General features: G+C 44.3%; 13 protein-coding genes. 12 read left to right on the plus strand and 1 reads right to left on the minus strand.

Annotation, left to right across the window (positions count from 1 at the left end):
- Positions 1 to 30: 30 nt before the first annotated feature.
- From recG to ftsY, 12 genes are all read left to right on the plus strand, one after another.
- The gene (gene recG, locus A5878_RS01685) at positions 31 to 2,061 is read left to right on the plus strand and encodes an ATP-dependent DNA helicase RecG (RefSeq protein WP_086294428.1); all 2,031 of its coding nucleotides are present in this window, start codon (positions 31 to 33) and stop codon (positions 2,059 to 2,061) included.
- A 45-nt stretch (positions 2,062 to 2,106) separates the two neighbouring features.
- Positions 2,107 to 3,126 (plus strand): phosphate acyltransferase PlsX, encoded by a 1,020-nt coding sequence (gene plsX / locus A5878_RS01690; protein WP_086294429.1) that lies wholly within the window; start codon positions 2,107 to 2,109, stop codon positions 3,124 to 3,126.
- A gap of 110 nt (positions 3,127 to 3,236) precedes the next feature.
- The gene (gene acpP, locus A5878_RS01695; RefSeq protein WP_005227129.1) at positions 3,237 to 3,479 is read left to right on the plus strand and encodes an acyl carrier protein; all 243 of its coding nucleotides are present in this window, start codon (positions 3,237 to 3,239) and stop codon (positions 3,477 to 3,479) included.
- Positions 3,480 to 3,803: 324 nt separating this feature from the next.
- Positions 3,804 to 4,811, plus strand: a complete 1,008-nt coding sequence (locus tag A5878_RS01700) for an ABC transporter ATP-binding protein (RefSeq protein WP_005227130.1) — start codon at positions 3,804 to 3,806, stop codon at positions 4,809 to 4,811.
- On the plus strand, positions 4,812 to 5,756 hold the full coding sequence (locus tag A5878_RS01705) for an ABC transporter ATP-binding protein (RefSeq protein WP_005227131.1): 945 nt from the start codon (positions 4,812 to 4,814) through the stop codon (positions 5,754 to 5,756). It begins immediately after the preceding gene.
- A complete protein-coding gene (gene opp4B / locus A5878_RS01710; RefSeq protein WP_005227132.1) occupies positions 5,756 to 6,712 on the plus strand; it encodes an oligopeptide ABC transporter permease in 957 nt (318 codons plus the stop codon). Before A5878_RS01705 ends, opp4B begins: the two co-directional genes overlap by 1 nt.
- Before the next feature lie 63 nt (positions 6,713 to 6,775).
- On the plus strand, positions 6,776 to 7,645 hold the full coding sequence (locus tag A5878_RS01715) for an ABC transporter permease (protein ID WP_153883525.1): 870 nt from the start codon (positions 6,776 to 6,778) through the stop codon (positions 7,643 to 7,645).
- A gap of 16 nt (positions 7,646 to 7,661) precedes the next feature.
- Entirely contained in the window at positions 7,662 to 9,446 is a 1,785-nt protein-coding gene (locus A5878_RS01720) for an oligopeptide ABC transporter substrate-binding protein (RefSeq protein ID WP_086294430.1), read from the plus strand.
- Positions 9,447 to 9,659: 213 nt separating this feature from the next.
- Positions 9,660 to 10,352 carry a ribonuclease III gene (gene rnc / locus A5878_RS01730; RefSeq protein ID WP_005227136.1) on the plus strand — a complete coding sequence of 231 codons (693 nt, stop codon included), beginning with the start codon at positions 9,660 to 9,662 and terminating at the stop codon, positions 10,350 to 10,352.
- Between the two features lie 15 nt (positions 10,353 to 10,367).
- A complete protein-coding gene (gene smc, locus A5878_RS01735; protein WP_086294432.1) occupies positions 10,368 to 13,946 on the plus strand; it encodes a chromosome segregation protein SMC in 3,579 nt (1,192 codons plus the stop codon).
- 12 nt (positions 13,947 to 13,958) lie between these two features.
- Complete coding sequence (locus A5878_RS01740; RefSeq protein ID WP_005227138.1) at positions 13,959 to 14,777, plus strand: Cof-type HAD-IIB family hydrolase; 819 nt, start codon at positions 13,959 to 13,961, stop codon at positions 14,775 to 14,777.
- Between the two features lies 1 nt (position 14,778).
- Positions 14,779 to 16,071 carry a signal recognition particle-docking protein FtsY gene (ftsY, locus tag A5878_RS01745; protein ID WP_086294433.1) on the plus strand — a complete coding sequence of 431 codons (1,293 nt, stop codon included), beginning with the start codon at positions 14,779 to 14,781 and terminating at the stop codon, positions 16,069 to 16,071.
- Between the two features lie 281 nt (positions 16,072 to 16,352).
- Here ftsY and A5878_RS01750 read toward each other — a convergent pair whose 3' ends face one another.
- Entirely contained in the window at positions 16,353 to 16,721 is a 369-nt protein-coding gene (locus A5878_RS01750) for a BlaI/MecI/CopY family transcriptional regulator (protein WP_005227140.1), read from the minus strand.
- Positions 16,722 to 16,938: the final 217 nt, after the last annotated feature.

Below are 16,938 nucleotides of genomic sequence, written 5' to 3' on the forward strand. Positions count from 1 at the left end.
ACAAAATCATTTTGGAAAAGGAGGGTACCTATGCTGAATCAGCCACTTGCGGTATTAAAGGGTGTCGGAGAAAAACGCGCCCAAGACTTGGCGAGTTTAGGGATCGAAACCATTGAAGACCTGCTGAAGTATTATCCGTTTCGTTATGAAGACATTCAAGAACGGCAATTAGCGGAGATTCAAGACCAAGAAAAAGTAACGATCAAGGGGATCGTCGTTTCCCCGCCGGTCGTCAATCGCTTTGGCTATAAAAAAAGTCGGTTGCAATTTCGCATGATGCAAGACCACGATGTCTTTAATGTCTCCTTTTTTAATCAGCCTTATTTGAAGGACAAAGTAGAGGTTTCAGAAGAGATCGCCGTCTATGGCAAATGGGACGCCAAACGCAAAGGACTGACGGGGATGAAGATTCTTGGCAGCAAAAGCGGCGAAGACTTTGCCCCCATTTATCATGTCAATAAAGCCGTGCGTCAAAGTGTATTGATCGAACTGATCAAACAGGCATTCCATGATTTTGGTGATCAGATCACAGAGATCTTGCCTTTGTCATTGATCGAAAAATATCGCTTGTTGGATCGGAAATCCGCGATGTTTGCGATGCACTTTCCTAAAGATCCCCAAGAGAGTCATCAAGCGAAGCGTCGGGTGATTTTTGAAGAGTTCTTTTTGTTCCAAATGCAGATCCAAGGACTGAAGAAAAGCGAAAAAGCCGAGAAAAACGGCTTAGCGATCGATTATGATGTGCAACGCTTGAAAGAATTTACTCGTAAACTGCCCTTTGAATTGACGAATGCGCAAAAGCGCGTGACCAATGAAATCTGCCATGACCTGAAAAGTCCGCAGCACATGCAGCGACTCTTGCAAGGAGACGTAGGAAGCGGAAAAACAGTCGTGGCGGCGATCGCCCTTTATGCCACGATGACGGCTGGCTTTCAGGGCGCACTGATGGTGCCGACTGAGATTTTGGCCCAGCAGCACCTAGAAAGCTTGAATCAGCTCTTTGACCCCTTAGAAGTGACCACCGCTCTTTTGACAGGCTCGACCAAACCAAAAGAACGGCGAGTCATCTTAGAACAATTAGCAGCCGGGGAGATCGACATCATCGTTGGGACCCATGCGCTGATTCAAGAAGGCGTGGACTTTGCACATCTTGGCTTAGTCATCACCGATGAACAACACCGTTTTGGGGTCAATCAGCGAAAAGTCTTACGGGAAAAAGGCTATCTGCCTGATGTGCTCTTTATGACCGCCACACCGATCCCTCGTACATTAGCGATCACGGCTTATGGCGAAATGGATGTTTCGGTGATCGATGAGATGCCAGCAGGACGGATTCCTGTAGAGACTCGCTGGGTCCGTCCGCCGCAGTTTGAATCGATCTTAGAGTGGGCGCAAAAAGAATTGGCACAAGGGCATCAGATGTATGTCATCTGTCCTTTGATCGAGGAATCCGAAATGCTGGATGTCAAGAATGCCACGGAGATTTACGAGCAGCTACAAAGTTACTTTTCTCCTACTTATCAAGTGGGAATGCTGCATGGGAAAATGAAGAATCAAGAAAAAGACAGCATTATGGAAGCTTTCAAAGAAAATCAACTGCAGATCTTGGTTTCCACGACGGTCATCGAAGTAGGGGTCAATGTCCCCAATGCGACAGTGATGCTGATCATTGACGCCGATCGCTTCGGGTTAGCCCAGCTTCATCAATTGCGTGGACGGGTAGGGCGCGGTGCTGATGCTTCTTACTGTATATTGATCGCAAACCCGAAGAATGAGACAGGGGTCGAGCGAATGAAGATCATGACAGAAACCACCAACGGCTTTGTAGTCAGCGAAAAAGATTTGCAGTTGCGAGGACCAGGAGAAGTCTTCGGCAATCGACAATCGGGCTTGCCAGAGTTTGCGGCTGCCGATTTGGTCGCGGATGCCCATATTCTAGAAGTGGCACAAGTCGAAGCTGCCCAGCTTTGGCAAAAAAATGGCTGGCAGCTGTTGCCAGAATTTTCGGCATTGGCAAACTATTTAGCAGCAAAAAAAGCAGACAAACAATTTTTTGATTAAAGAATATGCTATACTGATTGGGAAAATGAAGGGAGTGGCAGCGAGATGCGGATTGCTGTTGATGCAATGGGCGGAGACAACGCCCCAAAAGCGATCGTAGAAGGAGTCATGCTGGCAAAAAAAGACTTTCCAGAGATTGAATTCCTCCTTTACGGAAAAGAAAATGAAATCAAAAAATACATGACGGATGATAAAAATGTCACCATTATCCACACGGATGAAAAAATCAATAGTGATGATGAGCCTGTCAAAGCGATCAGACGAAAAAAAACCGCCTCAATGGTCTTGGCAGCACAAGCGGTCAAAAATGGTGAGGCAGATGCGATTTTTTCAGCTGGAAATACTGGTGCCTTATTAGCCGCTGGTTTGTTTATCGTCGGTCGGATCAAAGGGATCGACCGTCCCGGATTGATGTCCACGATGCCAGTGATCGGCAAAGATGCTGGCTTTGACATGCTGGATCTAGGTGCCAATGCCGACAATAAACCAGAGCATTTGGCAAACTATGCCGTCTTAGGGTCCTTTTATGCCCAAAAAGTTCGCGGGATCAATCGACCACGGGTCGGCTTGTTAAATAACGGAACGGAAGAAACCAAAGGCAGTGAATTAACGAAAAAAGCCTTTGAACTGCTTTCGCAAGACCCGACGATCCACTTTATCGGCAATGTCGAGGCTCGGGAATTATTGGATGGTGCAGCTGACGTCGTCGTGACAGATGGCTTTACTGGAAATGCTGTTTTGAAATCGATCGAAGGAACCGCCTTGAATTTGATGGCGCTGTTGAAACAATCGATTCTCGATTCTGGTGCCAAAGGGAAATTAGGCGCATTATTATTAAAAGATGCGTTGCGGAAAGTGAAAAATGAAATGGATTATGCGAAACACGGCGGTGCCGTATTGTTTGGGTTGAAAGCCCCAGTCATCAAAACCCATGGTGCGACAGGACCAGAAGCGGTGGCGTACACCATCAAGCAGATCCATACGATGTTAGCGACAGATGTCGTGGCACAATTGGTCGACCATTTTGAAGAAATGCCGACTGACAAAGACGAAACGCAATCATAATGCAATGATTGTAATGAAATTGCAAAAATATCTAGACAAAAAGCATAGAAAGCAGTACAATGTTTGTTAGCCATTCTATGTTTTGTGCAAACGCGTGGAGGTGAAGCCAGTTGACACGAGATGAAGTATTCAAGAAAGTTGCGGTCGTGATCGCCAATCATTTTGAAATTGACGCAGAGAACGTAACGGATACGATGAGCATTAAAGACGACTTGAACGCTGATTCGATCAGTGTGATGGAATTCGTCCTTGAACTAGAAGATGAATTTGGTACCGAGATTTCTGATGAAGATGCCGAGCAGATCGAAACAGTCGGTGGAGCGGTTGATTATATTTCAAGCCATCTTGCTTAAGACAGACATAAGAGCTAAGTCCTAGATGACTTAGCTCTTTCTTTCTCATAATTGATCCGCAGTGATTTTGAGCGGCTTTTCTTTGGTAGTGAAATCTAAAAAACGGTCGTTAAACCTGACATGACGGCGTTGAAAGCATAATGTAAATTTTCTGAAAATTCAGTGTATTAACTTTTCTGGGACTTGCATTATTGGTGGCATTTCTATATAATTATTAAGAATATATTATACAATGTTAAGAAAGCTTTTGGAAATGAAATGCATGTTCCTTCTTTTTTTACATTAAATTGCAAGACATCTTAGAAAGTAGAGAGGGGTATTCGATTGTCCAGAGATAATCAATTACTAGATGTTCAAAACCTTCACACAGGTTTTCGTATTAAAGACGATTACTATGACGCAGTAGATGGTATTTCTTTTACACTGGATCGCAATGAGATCTTAGCGATCGTAGGAGAATCTGGTTGCGGCAAGAGTACGTTAGCTACAACGATCATGGGGCTGCATGACCCAAACAACACGAAAATCACCGGAGAAATCTTATATAAAGATTTAAACTTGTCAAACTTAAACGAAACGCTGTACAACAAAATTCGCGGAAATGATATTGGGATGATTTTCCAAGATCCATTGTCTGCACTGAATCCTTTGATGCGGATCGAAGATCAAATCAAAGAAGGGTTATCCTACCATACGGATATGACCGCCGAACAGCGTCAAGCACGAGCATTAGAATTATTAGAACAAGTGGGGATTCCCAATCCACCGCGAGTAGGACGTCAATACCCTCATGAATTGTCTGGTGGGATGCGTCAGCGGGTCATCATTGCGATCGCGATTGCTTGTAAACCACCAATCATTATTGCGGATGAACCAACGACCGCGTTGGACGTGACGATCCAAGCACAGATCCTTGATCTACTAAAAGATTTGCAAGAAGAAACACAGACGGGGATCATTTTGATCACCCACGATTTAGGTGTCGTAGCAGAGATGGCCGACCGAGTAGCCGTGATGTACGGGGGTCAGTTTGTGGAAGTCGCAACAGCCGAAGAGTTGTTTGCCAATCCGAAACATCCGTACACCCGCTCATTGCTTAACTCGATCCCTCAAGAAAATTCACAAGACAGTGAACTGCACGTGATCGAAGGCGTAGTTCCTTCATTGAAAAATATGCCACGGACGGGTTGTCGGTTTGCCGCACGGATTCCTTGGATTCCTGAAAGCGACCACGAAGCAAACCCAGTCTTGCATGAAGTAGCACCTGATCATTTGGTCCGTTGCACATGCTACAAGCATTTTCATTTTAGAGACGAAGAAGGAGAAGTGTAGATGACAGAATTAATTACAATTAAAGATCTGAAAGTCCACTATCCTATTCGCAGCGGATTTTTCAACCGCGTCACAGACCATGTGTATGCCGTTGACGGTGTGGACTTCATCATAGAAAAAGGAAAAACCTACGGATTGGTTGGTGAGTCTGGTTCTGGTAAATCCACGACGGGGAAAGCCATCGTTGGGTTAGAAAAAATCACCAGTGGCGAAATCATTTATGACGGGCAAGACGTGACCAAACGTTCCGTCCGCAAAAAAATGAACTACAACAAAGATGTCCAAATGATTTTCCAAGATTCAATGTCCAGCTTGAATCCTAAAAAACGCGTGGTAGACATTATCGCCGAACCATTACGCAACTTTGAACGCTTAAGCGATCAAGAAGAGAAAAAACGAGTGAAAAGCCTTCTGGATATCGTTGGGATGCCAGAAGATGCCCTATACAAATATCCTCACGAGTTCTCTGGTGGACAACGTCAGCGGTTAGGGGTTGCCCGCGCGGTAGCATCCAATCCAAAACTGATCGTCGCCGATGAGCCGGTTTCAGCCCTTGACTTATCCGTTCAAGCGCAGGTACTGAACTTTATGAAACGGATCCAGCAAGAATTTGGCTTAAGTTTCTTATTCATCTCTCATGACTTAGGGGTCGTAAAACACATGTGTGACAATATCGCCATCATGTATAAAGGCCGCTTCGTTGAGATCGGGACACGGGAAGACATCTATCAAGACCCGCGTCACATCTATACAAAACGTTTATTATCAGCGATTCCTCAAATCGACGTAAAAAATCGCGATGCTCACAAAGAAAACCGCCGCAAGGTCGAGTTGGAATATGTGACCCATCAAAAAGATTACTACGACGAAACTGGCAGAGTGTATGACTTGCGTAAAATCACCGAGTCGCACCAAGTCGCATTGAAAAACGGGGGTGCTGAATAATGTGGAAAACAATTCTACGTCGTTTGTTGTTGATGATCCCGCAAGTCATTATTTTGAGTATCTTGATTTTCTTGATCGCACAAGCAATGCCTGGGGATCCATTTACCGGTTTGATCAATCCAAACCAAGATCCAGCTGTTATTGAGCGGATGCGTGAAGCCGCTGGTTTGAATGACCCATGGTATACCCAATATTTCCGTTGGATCGGAAATGCCTTAAAAGGGGACTTTGGTCAAAGTTTCATCTTTAAATTACCTGTTTCAACGTTATTAGCAGGACGTATCAGCAATACATTGTGGTTATCTTTATTGACGGTCATTTTGACTTACGTGATTGCCATTCCTTTAGGGATGTGGGCAGGACGTTACCAAAATTCATTGCTTGATAAAGTCGTCGTTGTTTACAACTTCTTCAGTTTCGCCGTACCGTTGTTTATCTTTGCGTTGATCGCATTGTTCATCTTCGGTTACCGATTGGCTTGGTTCCCAACGGGTGGTTCCGTTGCACCGGGGGTCAGCGGCATGGCTGAGTTTTGGAGTCGCTTGTATCACCTACTATTACCGGCGATCACTTCTGCATTATTAGGAACAGCAGTGACGATCCAATACTTGCGAAGTGAAGTCATTGATTCGAAATCATTGGATTTCGTTCGTACCGCTCGTTCAAAAGGGGTACCAACGAATAAAGTCTTCTCACGTCACGTTTTCCGGAATGCATCGTTGCCGATCGCATCACAAATGGGCTACGAGATCACATCATTGATCGCAGGTTCTGTGGTTATTGAGAAAATCTTCGCTTACCCAGGTGTCGGAAAACTGTTTATCGATAGTATCGTCCAACGGGACTATGCCGTGATCACTTCACTGACATTGATCTTAGGACTAGCGACCTTGATCGGTACGCTGCTGTCAGATATCATCATGAGTATTGTCGATCCAAGAATCAGAATCCAGTAATAGGAGGGGATAAATGTGTCTGAAAAGAAAGAAAAAGTACTAAAACAAGAGAGCATCCCGCCTATGGGATTAAAAATGATTTTTCGCGAATTCTTAAAAGATAAAATGGCGATCTTTTCATTAGTGTTGTTAGTCGCAGTTTTATTGTTCGTGTTTATCGGCTCAGCAGTTATCGACCAATCACAAGTGATGCGTGTCAGCATCCTTGATAAATACGCTGTACCCGGCGCGATTTCGCCCAACGGCGGCACCTACCTTTTAGGGGCGGATGAAGGTGGCCGTGATGTTTGGGGACAATTGATCATCGGTGCGCGTAACTCAATCTTGATTGGTTTTTCAATCACGATCATTACGTCGATCGTTGGGGTCGGACTAGGGATCATCTCAGGTTACTATGGTGGCATCATTGATAACATTTTGATGCGTATTGTTGACTTCGTTATGATTTTGCCGATCATGTTGATCATTATCGTTATCGTATCGATCGTACCTCGTTACAACGTTTGGACCTTTATATGGGTCATGAGTGCCTTTTACTGGGTCGGAAAAGCAAGGCTCTTCCGAAGTAAGACCCTTTCAGAAGGCCGTCGCGACTATGTTAGTGCATCGAAAACCCTCGGAACCAATGACTTCGTCATCATGTTCCGCGAAATCATGCCGAACCTTAGCTCATTGATCATCACCAACTTAACAATGAACTTTGCAGCGAATATCGGTATTGAAACGACACTAACATTCTTAGGTTTTGGTCTGCCGACCAATGTTCCAAGTTTGGGAACACTGATCGGATATGCCAGCAGCGGTGATGTGCTGGTCAACAGACAGTGGATCTGGTTACCCGCATCAATTCTAATTTTAGTCTTGATGTTGAGTATCAATTACGTTGGTCAAGCATTTAAGCGTTCAGCGGATGCGCGTCAACGACTAGGATAAACAAGGAGGATACAGGATGAAGAAAAATATTTTTGGTATGGTCACTCTTTTGTCAGTGTTAGCATTGGCAGCTTGTGGCAGCAACGGCGGCGGAACCGATTCTTCTGGTGGCGGTAATGCAGCGACAGAGACAGAAGATATCAGCACAATGCCAGTCGAAGTCAGCAATGATGAAGAAGCAATCGAAGGCGGTACATTGGATGTTGCAGTAGTGATGGATACGCAGTTCCAAGGGTTATTCGTACCTGAGTTTTATCAAGACAGTTATGACAGTTATTTCATGGAACCAAGTAATGAAACATTGTTCTTATACGATTCTGACTTCAAAATCGTTGACGGCGGTGCAGCAAATCTTGAGTTAGATGAAGACAACAACACAGCAACGATCACATTACGTGACAACTTGAAATGGTCAGATGGCGAAGATGTTACCGCTGATGACGTGATCTTCTCTTATGAAGTAATCGGTCATAAAGATTACACAGGTATCCGCTATGATAACAACTTTACCAATATCGTTGGTATGGAAGATTACCATGATGGCAAAGCTGATACTATTTCTGGTATCACCAAAGAAAGTGACAAAGTCGTTAAAATCCAATACAAAGAAGTTCACCCAGGTATGTTGCAAGCTGGTGGCGGAGTGTATGAATCTGCTCTACCAAAACATGCATTTGAAGGTATCGAAGTCAAAGATATGGAATCAAGCGATCCAGTTCGTAAAAATCCAGTTGTCTTTGGTCCTTATGTAATGTCAAATATCGTTGCGGGAGAGTCTGTTGAATACGTACCGAATGAGTACTACTACGGCGGCGCACCTAAAATGGATAAATTATCATTTAAAGCTGTTCCTTCAGCATCAATCGTAGAAGGATTGAATGCAAAACAATATGACGTTGTTTATTCAATGCCAACAGATACGTATCCAACCTACAAAGATGTAGATGGCTACCAAATCTTAGGTCGTCCTGAACAAGCATACACTTACCTAGGCTTTAAATTAGGTACTTGGAATGAAGAAGAAAACAAAGTAAACTACAACCCTGAGTCTAAAATGGCGGATAAATCATTGCGTCAAGCAATGGGTTACGCAATCGATAACGATGCTGTCGGAAGCCGTTTCTACAATGGCTTGCGTTCAAATGCAACGACATTGATCCCACCAGTATTCGGCACACTGCACAACACCGAAGTAGAAGGCTACACATTGAACATCGACAAAGCAAATCAATTACTTGATGATGCTGGCTACAAAGATGTCGATGGCGATGGCATGCGTGAAGACAAAAATGGTGAGAAATTAACCATCAACTTTGCTTCAATGTCAGGTGGCGAAACGGCTCAACCATTGTCTGATTACTACATCCAACAATGGAATGAAATCGGACTTGATGTACAATACACAACTGGTCGCTTGATCGACTTCCAAGCTTTCTATGACAAGTTGAAAAACGATGATCCTGAGATCGATGTCTTCCAAGCAGCATGGGGAACTGGTTCAGATCCTTCTCCAAGCGGACTTTACGGCCCGAACGCAGCATTCAACTACACTCGTTTTGAATCTGAAGAAAATACAAAACTTCTAGATGCAATCGACTCAAAAGATTCATTTGATGATGCAAAACGTAAAGAAGCATTTGATGCTTGGCAAGAGTATGCAGCAGACGAAGCGTTTGTTATCCCTACTCTTTACAGAAACCAAGTAATGCCTGTTTCAAACCGTGTCAAAGACTTCTCATGGGCTTATGACATTGACCACAACAGATGGGCAACAGTTTCAGTTACAGCTGAATCTCGTTAATCAATGATCGATGAAAAGACGTCCTTTCCAGGACGTCTTTTTTTCCTGTTTTTTTGCGGGTATCTTAGGAAAACAGGCTTTTTTATACAGGAGAAGATTAAGTAAATAAAATTTTATTACAGTCTTTCCAAGAATTTGGAGGAAACATTTCATAATTCGGCAAAAACCAGTATAATAGGGAAGTGTCGATAAACTAATGAAGGAATGTGACAAATGAATACACAATTAACGAAAGAACTAAAAGAAAAGTTTGATATTGTGTTCCATGATGTAGATCTGCTTGAACAAGCGTTTACGCATTCATCTTATGTGAATGAGCACCGCAACTTGCACTTGTCAGATAACGAACGTTTAGAGTTTTTGGGCGATGCTGTCTTAGAGTTGATCGTTTCACGGTATTTGTATCGTGAATTGCCAGATCTGCCCGAAGGTAAGCTGACGAAGCTACGGGCGGCAATCGTTCGCGAAGACAGTTTATCCATGTTTGCCAAAGATTGCCGATTCGATGAATACATTCGTCTAGGCAAAGGGGAAGAAAACTCTGGCGGCCGTAAACGACCTTCTTTGCTTTGTGATCTATTTGAAGCCTTTTTAGGTGCGTTATACTTGGACCAAGGACTGGAAAGTGTCAGCGGCTTTTTGACGAAAGTTGTTTTTCCAAAAGTAAAAGCAGGTGCTTTTTCCCATGAGATGGATCACAAGACCCGCTTGCAAGAAGTCTTGCAGCGTGGCGGCGATGTTTCCATCAATTATCGTTTGATCAAAGAAGCAGGCCCCGCCCATGAACGGATTTTTTGGACGGAAGTCTATTGCGATGATACCTTGATCGGAAAAGGACAAGGAAAATCGAAGAAATTATCAGAACAGGACGCCGCTGCGAATGCCTTGGCGGATCTTGAACAGTAAGAGAGGACTGGCGGAGTGTATTTAAAACGAATAGAGATTGCCGGCTTTAAATCCTTTGCCGACCGCACAGTCATTGATTTCGAACATCGAGTGACTGCAGTCGTCGGACCAAATGGCAGCGGCAAGAGCAATATTACCGAAGCGATTCGTTGGGTTTTAGGAGAACAATCTGCCAAAAATCTACGTGGTGGCAAAATGCCTGATGTTATTTTTGCAGGTTCTGACACCCGCAGAGCGCTAAATATAGCGGAAGTGACGATCGTTTTAGACAATAGCGATCATTACTTGCCGATGGATTACAGTGAGATCAGCGTGACTCGCCGCTTGAGAAGAACCGGCGAAAGCGACTTTTTCTTAAATAAACAAGCTTGCCGCTTAAAGGATATCCAAGAGTTGTTTATGGACTCTGGGTTGGGGAAAGAATCATTTTCGATCATTTCCCAAGGCAAGGTAGAAGCAATTTTCAGCAGCAAACCAGAAGACCGTCGTGGAATTTTTGAAGAAGCGGCGGGGGTATTGAAATATAAACAGCGGAAAAAGAAAGCCGAGCAAAAATTGTTTGAAACGGAAGACAATTTAAGCCGTCTACAAGATATCATTTATGAACTAGAAGATCAGTTGGTGCCTCTGGCAGCCCAAAGTGAAGCAGCCAACCGCTTTTTAGCGTTAAAAGAAAAATTGACGACGGTCGATGTGGCCTATGCGGTCTTAGAGATCACGAAAGCAAAAGCAGCGTGGGAGACAGCCAAAGCTCAACTGAGTACCTTTAACCAAGAACTGGCGCAGATTTCCGAAAAGATCAACCAAGGGGAACTGTCGCTACATTCTTTGCGGCAACAACGTACTGCTTTTGATGAAACGTTGGAGCGTTTGAATCAGCAGCTTTTAGAGGTCACCGAAGGACTGAAGCAAGCCGAAGGGCAAAAAGAAGTCTTAGATGAACGTTCAAAGCATACGCAAAAAAGCTCTGCCGAATACCAAGAAACTTTAGAGGAAGTCACAGAGCGGGTCACACTTTTAAATGAAGAAAAAACGGAACTGATCGGCTTGCTTTCACAAAAGAATCGTAGTGTGCAGGAAGTTGAAGCAGCGATGCTGGCGTGTCAGCAAGAGCAGGAAAAGTACCAACGTTCAGCAAAAGAAATCATTGAAGAGTTGCGTAGCCAATATGTTGAAGCCATGCAGGAGCAGGCAACGATCGGAAACGAATTGAAATACTTGGAGCGTCAATACCAACAAGAAGCCGCGAAAAATCAAACGGCGCTAAGCAAGCAGACGCAAATGAATACGTCGTTGAAAGAAAAGACGACGGAAGCGCAAATCGTGGAAGAGCAGCTGACGCAGGCTAAAGCGATTTTAGAAGAACAACGCAAGCAATACATCCATCTTCAAGAAAAAGCTCAGACCAACAAAAAACGCTTTGATGAAGAACAAAAGAAAATGTATCAGTTAATGAGTCAAGTGCAGCAGGTACGAGCGAAACAGCGCAGTCTGCAAGACATTCAAGAAAATTATAGCGGCTTTTATCAAGGGGTTCGCTTGATTTTGAAAAATAAACAGCAGATCAGCGGCATCGTTGGCGCAGTAGCGGAGTTGATCGATGTGCCGCAAGACTATACCGTGGCGATCGAGACCGCATTAGGCGCCGCTGCACAGCATGTCGTCGTTGAAAATGAGCGGGATGCGCGAGCAGCCATCACGTATTTGAAAGAAAATCGAGGGGGTCGTGCAACCTTCTTGCCGTTGACGACCATCAAAGCCCGTCATTTGCCAGATTATGCCCGCAATCAAGCCAAGCAAGTGTCTGGATTTATCGGCGTTGCCAGCGAATTGGTCCAGTCGCCCGCACACGTCCAAACCATTACGGATAACTTGTTAGGCAGTATCTTGATTGCCGAAGACTTGCAAAGTGCCAATGCGTTAGCACGGGCATTGAACTATAGCTATCGGGTCGTTTCCTTAGAAGGGGATGTCATGAATGCTGGCGGTTCCATGACGGGTGGCGCAACGAAGAAAAATGCCGGTAGTTTGTTTAGCCAAAGCAATGAGCTGCAACAATTGACGGCGCAAGCGGCGCAACTGGATGAGCGGCTTTTAAAAACGGAAAAGCAAGTCCAGCATTTTGAAGCAGCGACTAAAGAGGCACAAACAGCACTAGAAGAATTGCGGACGCAAGGGGAACAGGCTCGCATGACGGAGCATGAGCTGCAAAGCCGCTTACAAAATCTTGAGAATGACCTGAGCCGCTTGAAGCAAGAGCAGCAAGTGTTTGATTTTGAACATCGCGAAGTGCAAGCCTTCTTTGAGGAATATGATGAGAAGAAGACGAGCTTAGAAGAACAGCAAAAGAATATTGCGGCGCAATTGGCGAAAATCGACCAAGATATTCATCAAATGAATGCCGAAGAAGACTTGATCGAGGAAAAACGCCAAACCTTAGCACAAGAAAGTGCGCGCTTGCAGGCAGCTTTCGCAGTTCAAAAAGAACAAGTGGCCCATTTGCAGCAAAAAATTGCCGCTACGAATCAAGCATTAGAAGAAAACGAAGCGCGTCAACTCTCCTTAGAACGGCAGTTAGCTGCCTTGACAAGCAACGTCAGCGATCATGAGTTTTCAGAAGAAAGCATTCTTCAGCGAATTGAAACCTTCACAAAAACCAAGCAGCAGGTAACAGCGGAATTGACGGTGATTCGTGAACAACGTCAAGTCGTTCAACAAGAAATCGGCGCATTAGACGAAGCCCTGAGTGCTGAAAACTTAACGCAAAAAGAAAAGCTGTCAGAAAAAACCGAAGTTGAGATCGAAAAAAATCGCGCAGAATTGGTGATGGATAATCGTTTGTTGTATTTACAAGAAGAATACAATCTCACCTTTGAAAAGGCAGCGCAAGATTTCCCTGAAATCGAGGATGCAGAACAAGCCAAAGTCGACATTCAGGAACTAAAACAAGCGATCGAGCAAATTGGTCCAGTCAATTTAAATGCGATCGAACAATATGAACAAGTCAATCAACGGCATTTGTTCTTAACGAGCCAGCGAGATGATCTGCTGTCGGCCAAAGCACAGCTGTTTGATACGATGTCTGAAATGGATGAAGAAGTCAAAACCCGTTTCGGCGAAGTCTTCGATGCGATCCGTCTGCAATTCAAACAAGTATTTCCTAATATGTTTGGCGGCGGTCATGCGGAATTAGTCTTAACAGATCCGAAAGATTTATTGAACACGGGGATCGAGATCGAAGCCCAACCACCGGGCAAGAAATTGCAAAACCTCAGCTTGCTATCAGGGGGCGAACGGGCGCTGACTGCGATTGCGTTATTGTTTTCCATTATTCAAGTTCGTCCAGTACCGTTTTGTGTGCTTGACGAAGTGGAAGCAGCATTGGATGAGGCCAATGTCTCTCGTTTCGGTCATTACTTGAGTGCTTTCCAAAATGATACGCAGTTTATCGTCGTGACCCACCGCAAAGGAACGATGGAAGCCGCAGATGTGTTGTATGGTGTGACCATGCAAGAGTCCGGAGTGTCGAAGACAGTGTCCGTGCGCTTAGAAGAAGTGCGTGAAGGCGGTAGTTTTGCAGCAGATCAAGCATAGAGGAGGAATGGTATGATTAAACTGATTGCGATCGATTTAGACGGAACGTTATTGAATGACAAAAAAGAAGTGACTCCTCGCAACAAAGAGGTACTTGCTCGTGCCAAAGCACAAGGCGTAAAAATCGTCATTTGTACCGGACGTCCATTGCGGGCGATCCGTCCCTATTTAGAAGAATTATCGCTGAAAGAACCCGGCGACTATAGCATCACTTTTAACGGCGGTTTGGTTCAAAAAAATGAGACTGGCGAGATCATTGAAAAAGCAGCGATGCAGCTGGCAGATATCCATGAATTGGTTTCAGTGGCGGAAGACTTGAATTTGCCTCTAGACGTGGTATCCGAAGAGATCGTCTTGAGTTTACCGACTTCAGCAGCGCATCCATCGATTTATGGCTCGTTGAATCCTTTATTGGATTGTCGTCCTTTTGCCGTAGCTGATCTTGATGAATCGATGCTCTATAATAAAGCGGTGATCGCCTACCATCAGGAAGTCTTGGATCCTAAGATCCCTGAGATTTCCTCAGAGATCCGCGAGAAATATGAAATCATCAAAAGCCGGAATAACCTGTTGGAATTTATGCCTAAAGGAATCACCAAAGCCTATGGTATCAGCCTATTGGCGCAAGATTTAGGGATCAAGCAAGAAGAAGTGATGGCGATCGGTGATGAAGAAAATGACTTGCCGATGATTCGCTATGCAGGGATTGGCGTAGCGATGGCCAATGCCGTGCCAATCATTAAAGAGGCAGCTGACGTTGTCACCGTTTCAAACCAAGAAGACGGTGTGGCAGCAGTGATTGAAGAATATGTCTTAAAAGGAGGTGCGTAAGATGGGATTTTTTGACAAAATCAAAAAAGCGCTGATTGGAGAAACCAAAGAAGCAGAGCAAGAAACCGACAAACCGTTAGTCGATGCTGACTCACCAGAGGCACAGCGTTCAGAAGAAAGCCAGCCAGCACAAACTCCTACTGAACAAGGCGCTTCAGAACCAGTGGCACCTGCAGAAACCGCCGACTCCAGTGATTTGGAGGCAGAGCAAGAAACTGCTGAAGTGTCCCCGCAGCAAGAAGCAACGACAGCGAATAAAGGAGAAGAGGCACCAAGTATTCCAGAAGAAGTGGCTAAGAATATACCATCAGAGGAAGTACCAGCTTCTGAACCAATCCTTCAACCAGCGCCAGAAATGGAAAGTGTGCAGGATAAATACACCAAAGGATTGACGAAATCACGGAAAACCTTTGGGCAACGGATGAACGAATTGTTTGCCAACTTCCGTACGGTGGACGAAGACTTCTTCGAAGAAGTGGAAGAAACGCTGATCGGCGCAGACGTCGGCTTTGATGCGGCGATGAAGATCGCGGATGCATTGAGACAAGAAGTCAAACTACGTAATGTGAAGAAAACGGCAGATGTCCAAAATGTCATCATCGAAAAATTGGTTGACCTATATGGGGAAGCAGGTGTCGGTGAAGTCAACGAGTTGAATATGCAGTCGGGGTTGACCGTCATTTTATTTGTTGGCGTGAACGGTGTTGGAAAAACCACCAGTATCGGGAAATTAGCCCACCAATTCAAAGCCGAAGGCAAGAAAGTCTTATTGGCTGCAGCGGATACTTTCCGTGCCGGTGCCATCGATCAATTAGTGGTCTGGGGTGAACGAGCTGGTGTTGAAGTCGTTCGTGGCAATGCAGGAGGCGATCCAGCAGCAGTCGTGTTTGATGCGATGGAGCGCGCAAAACGAGAAAATGCTGACGTTTTATTAGTAGATACCGCGGGTCGTTTGCAAAACAAAGTCAATTTGATGAACGAACTAGAAAAAATCAAACGGATCATTCAACGAGTGGACCCAACGGCCCCTCATGAAGTCCTGCTCGTGTTGGATGCAACAACAGGTCAAAACGCGATGAATCAAGCAAAACAATTTAAAGAAACGACGGATGTTTCTGGTCTCGTCTTAACCAAACTTGATGGAACAGCCAAAGGGGGGATCGTCTTGGCGATCCGTAACGAGCTGCGGCTGCCCGTCAAATTAGTGGGACTCGGAGAAGGCATCAATGATTTAGAACCATTTGATCCAAATGAATTTGTCGTTGGCTTATTCAAAGGCTTGATCAAAGAATAAAAAAACAGAGCCCTGTGTTAGGTGATACACCTACACATGGCTCTCCTTTATTGTTGCTTTTGTGAGATCAAAGGGAAGAGAAAACGGGGCGTCGTCTCTTTCCACGAGCTTGACTTGTGACGTAAAGCTGAGAACACTTGGCGTGGCAAATGTGGGTACAGCGATGCACGACTTTGCCAAAAATCAGGAAAAACAGTTTGAAGACTTCGTTTTCTTCTGCACTGTCTAAAAACTTTGGGAAGTATCAGGCAGAATACAACGAGTTCAACGGTAGGGAAAGATTATTTCTTAAGTTCCCCTTGGCGCTCAGTGATCATTTTTTCCAAGTTGTTCAATGTATCGATATCTTTATTGGTTTCGATAAAGTTCGTAATCAAATTCAATAAAGATTGATCAGACAATTCTGCTGCTAAGAAGTCTTCTTGGGTCACATTCGGAGAATACAACCGAGTCAAAACAGTACCGCTGTAGCCGATATCCGCTACTTTCAATAAGTCGTGGTTTTTTAGTTTACGTACGACTGCTTGAATGGTATTCTTGCTTAGATCTTGCTGTTGGACAGCAATGTCATTTGCAGAAAGAGGTTTGTCTGAATTCCAAAAGATATTCATGATTTGACGTTCGCGTTTGGTAAGATTAAGTGGCTTCATTCACTATTCTTCCTTTCAAAAAAGAGTAATATGGACATAATAATTTACTGTTCTATAAGCAGTATACTTTATTTTGAAGGTAAATATCAAATTTATTCAAGTATTTTATAAATTCTTGGTAATTTTAGTAAGAGATATTACAAGTGAGGAGCAAATTTCTGCATTTTTCACCAGTTTTCACTATAATAGATGGAAAGAAATAGCATTTGAGAAAAAA

The sequence above is a fragment of the Enterococcus sp. 3G6_DIV0642 genome, assembly GCF_002140635.1.
Taxonomy (GTDB): domain Bacteria; phylum Bacillota; class Bacilli; order Lactobacillales; family Enterococcaceae; genus Enterococcus_D; species Enterococcus_D casseliflavus.

What these genes read in the sequence shown, in the direction of transcription:
- A5878_RS01750 (WP_005227140.1), bottom strand. Translation starts at nt 16,721, where the DNA reads ATGAAGCCACTTAATCTTACCAAACGCGAACGTCAAATCATGAATATC.
- ftsY (WP_086294433.1), top strand. Translation starts at nt 14,779, where the DNA reads ATGGGATTTTTTGACAAAATCAAAAAAGCGCTGATTGGAGAAACCAAA.
- opp4B (WP_005227132.1), top strand. Translation starts at nt 5,756, where the DNA reads ATGTGGAAAACAATTCTACGTCGTTTGTTGTTGATGATCCCGCAAGTC.
- A5878_RS01715 (WP_153883525.1), top strand. Translation starts at nt 6,776, where the DNA reads ATGGGATTAAAAATGATTTTTCGCGAATTCTTAAAAGATAAAATGGCG.
- A5878_RS01705 (WP_005227131.1), top strand. Translation starts at nt 4,812, where the DNA reads ATGACAGAATTAATTACAATTAAAGATCTGAAAGTCCACTATCCTATT.
- recG (WP_086294428.1), top strand. Translation starts at nt 31, where the DNA reads ATGCTGAATCAGCCACTTGCGGTATTAAAGGGTGTCGGAGAAAAACGC.
- A5878_RS01740 (WP_005227138.1), top strand. Translation starts at nt 13,959, where the DNA reads ATGATTAAACTGATTGCGATCGATTTAGACGGAACGTTATTGAATGAC.
- A5878_RS01720 (WP_086294430.1), top strand. Translation starts at nt 7,662, where the DNA reads ATGAAGAAAAATATTTTTGGTATGGTCACTCTTTTGTCAGTGTTAGCA.
- rnc (WP_005227136.1), top strand. Translation starts at nt 9,660, where the DNA reads ATGAATACACAATTAACGAAAGAACTAAAAGAAAAGTTTGATATTGTG.
- plsX (WP_086294429.1), top strand. Translation starts at nt 2,107, where the DNA reads ATGCGGATTGCTGTTGATGCAATGGGCGGAGACAACGCCCCAAAAGCG.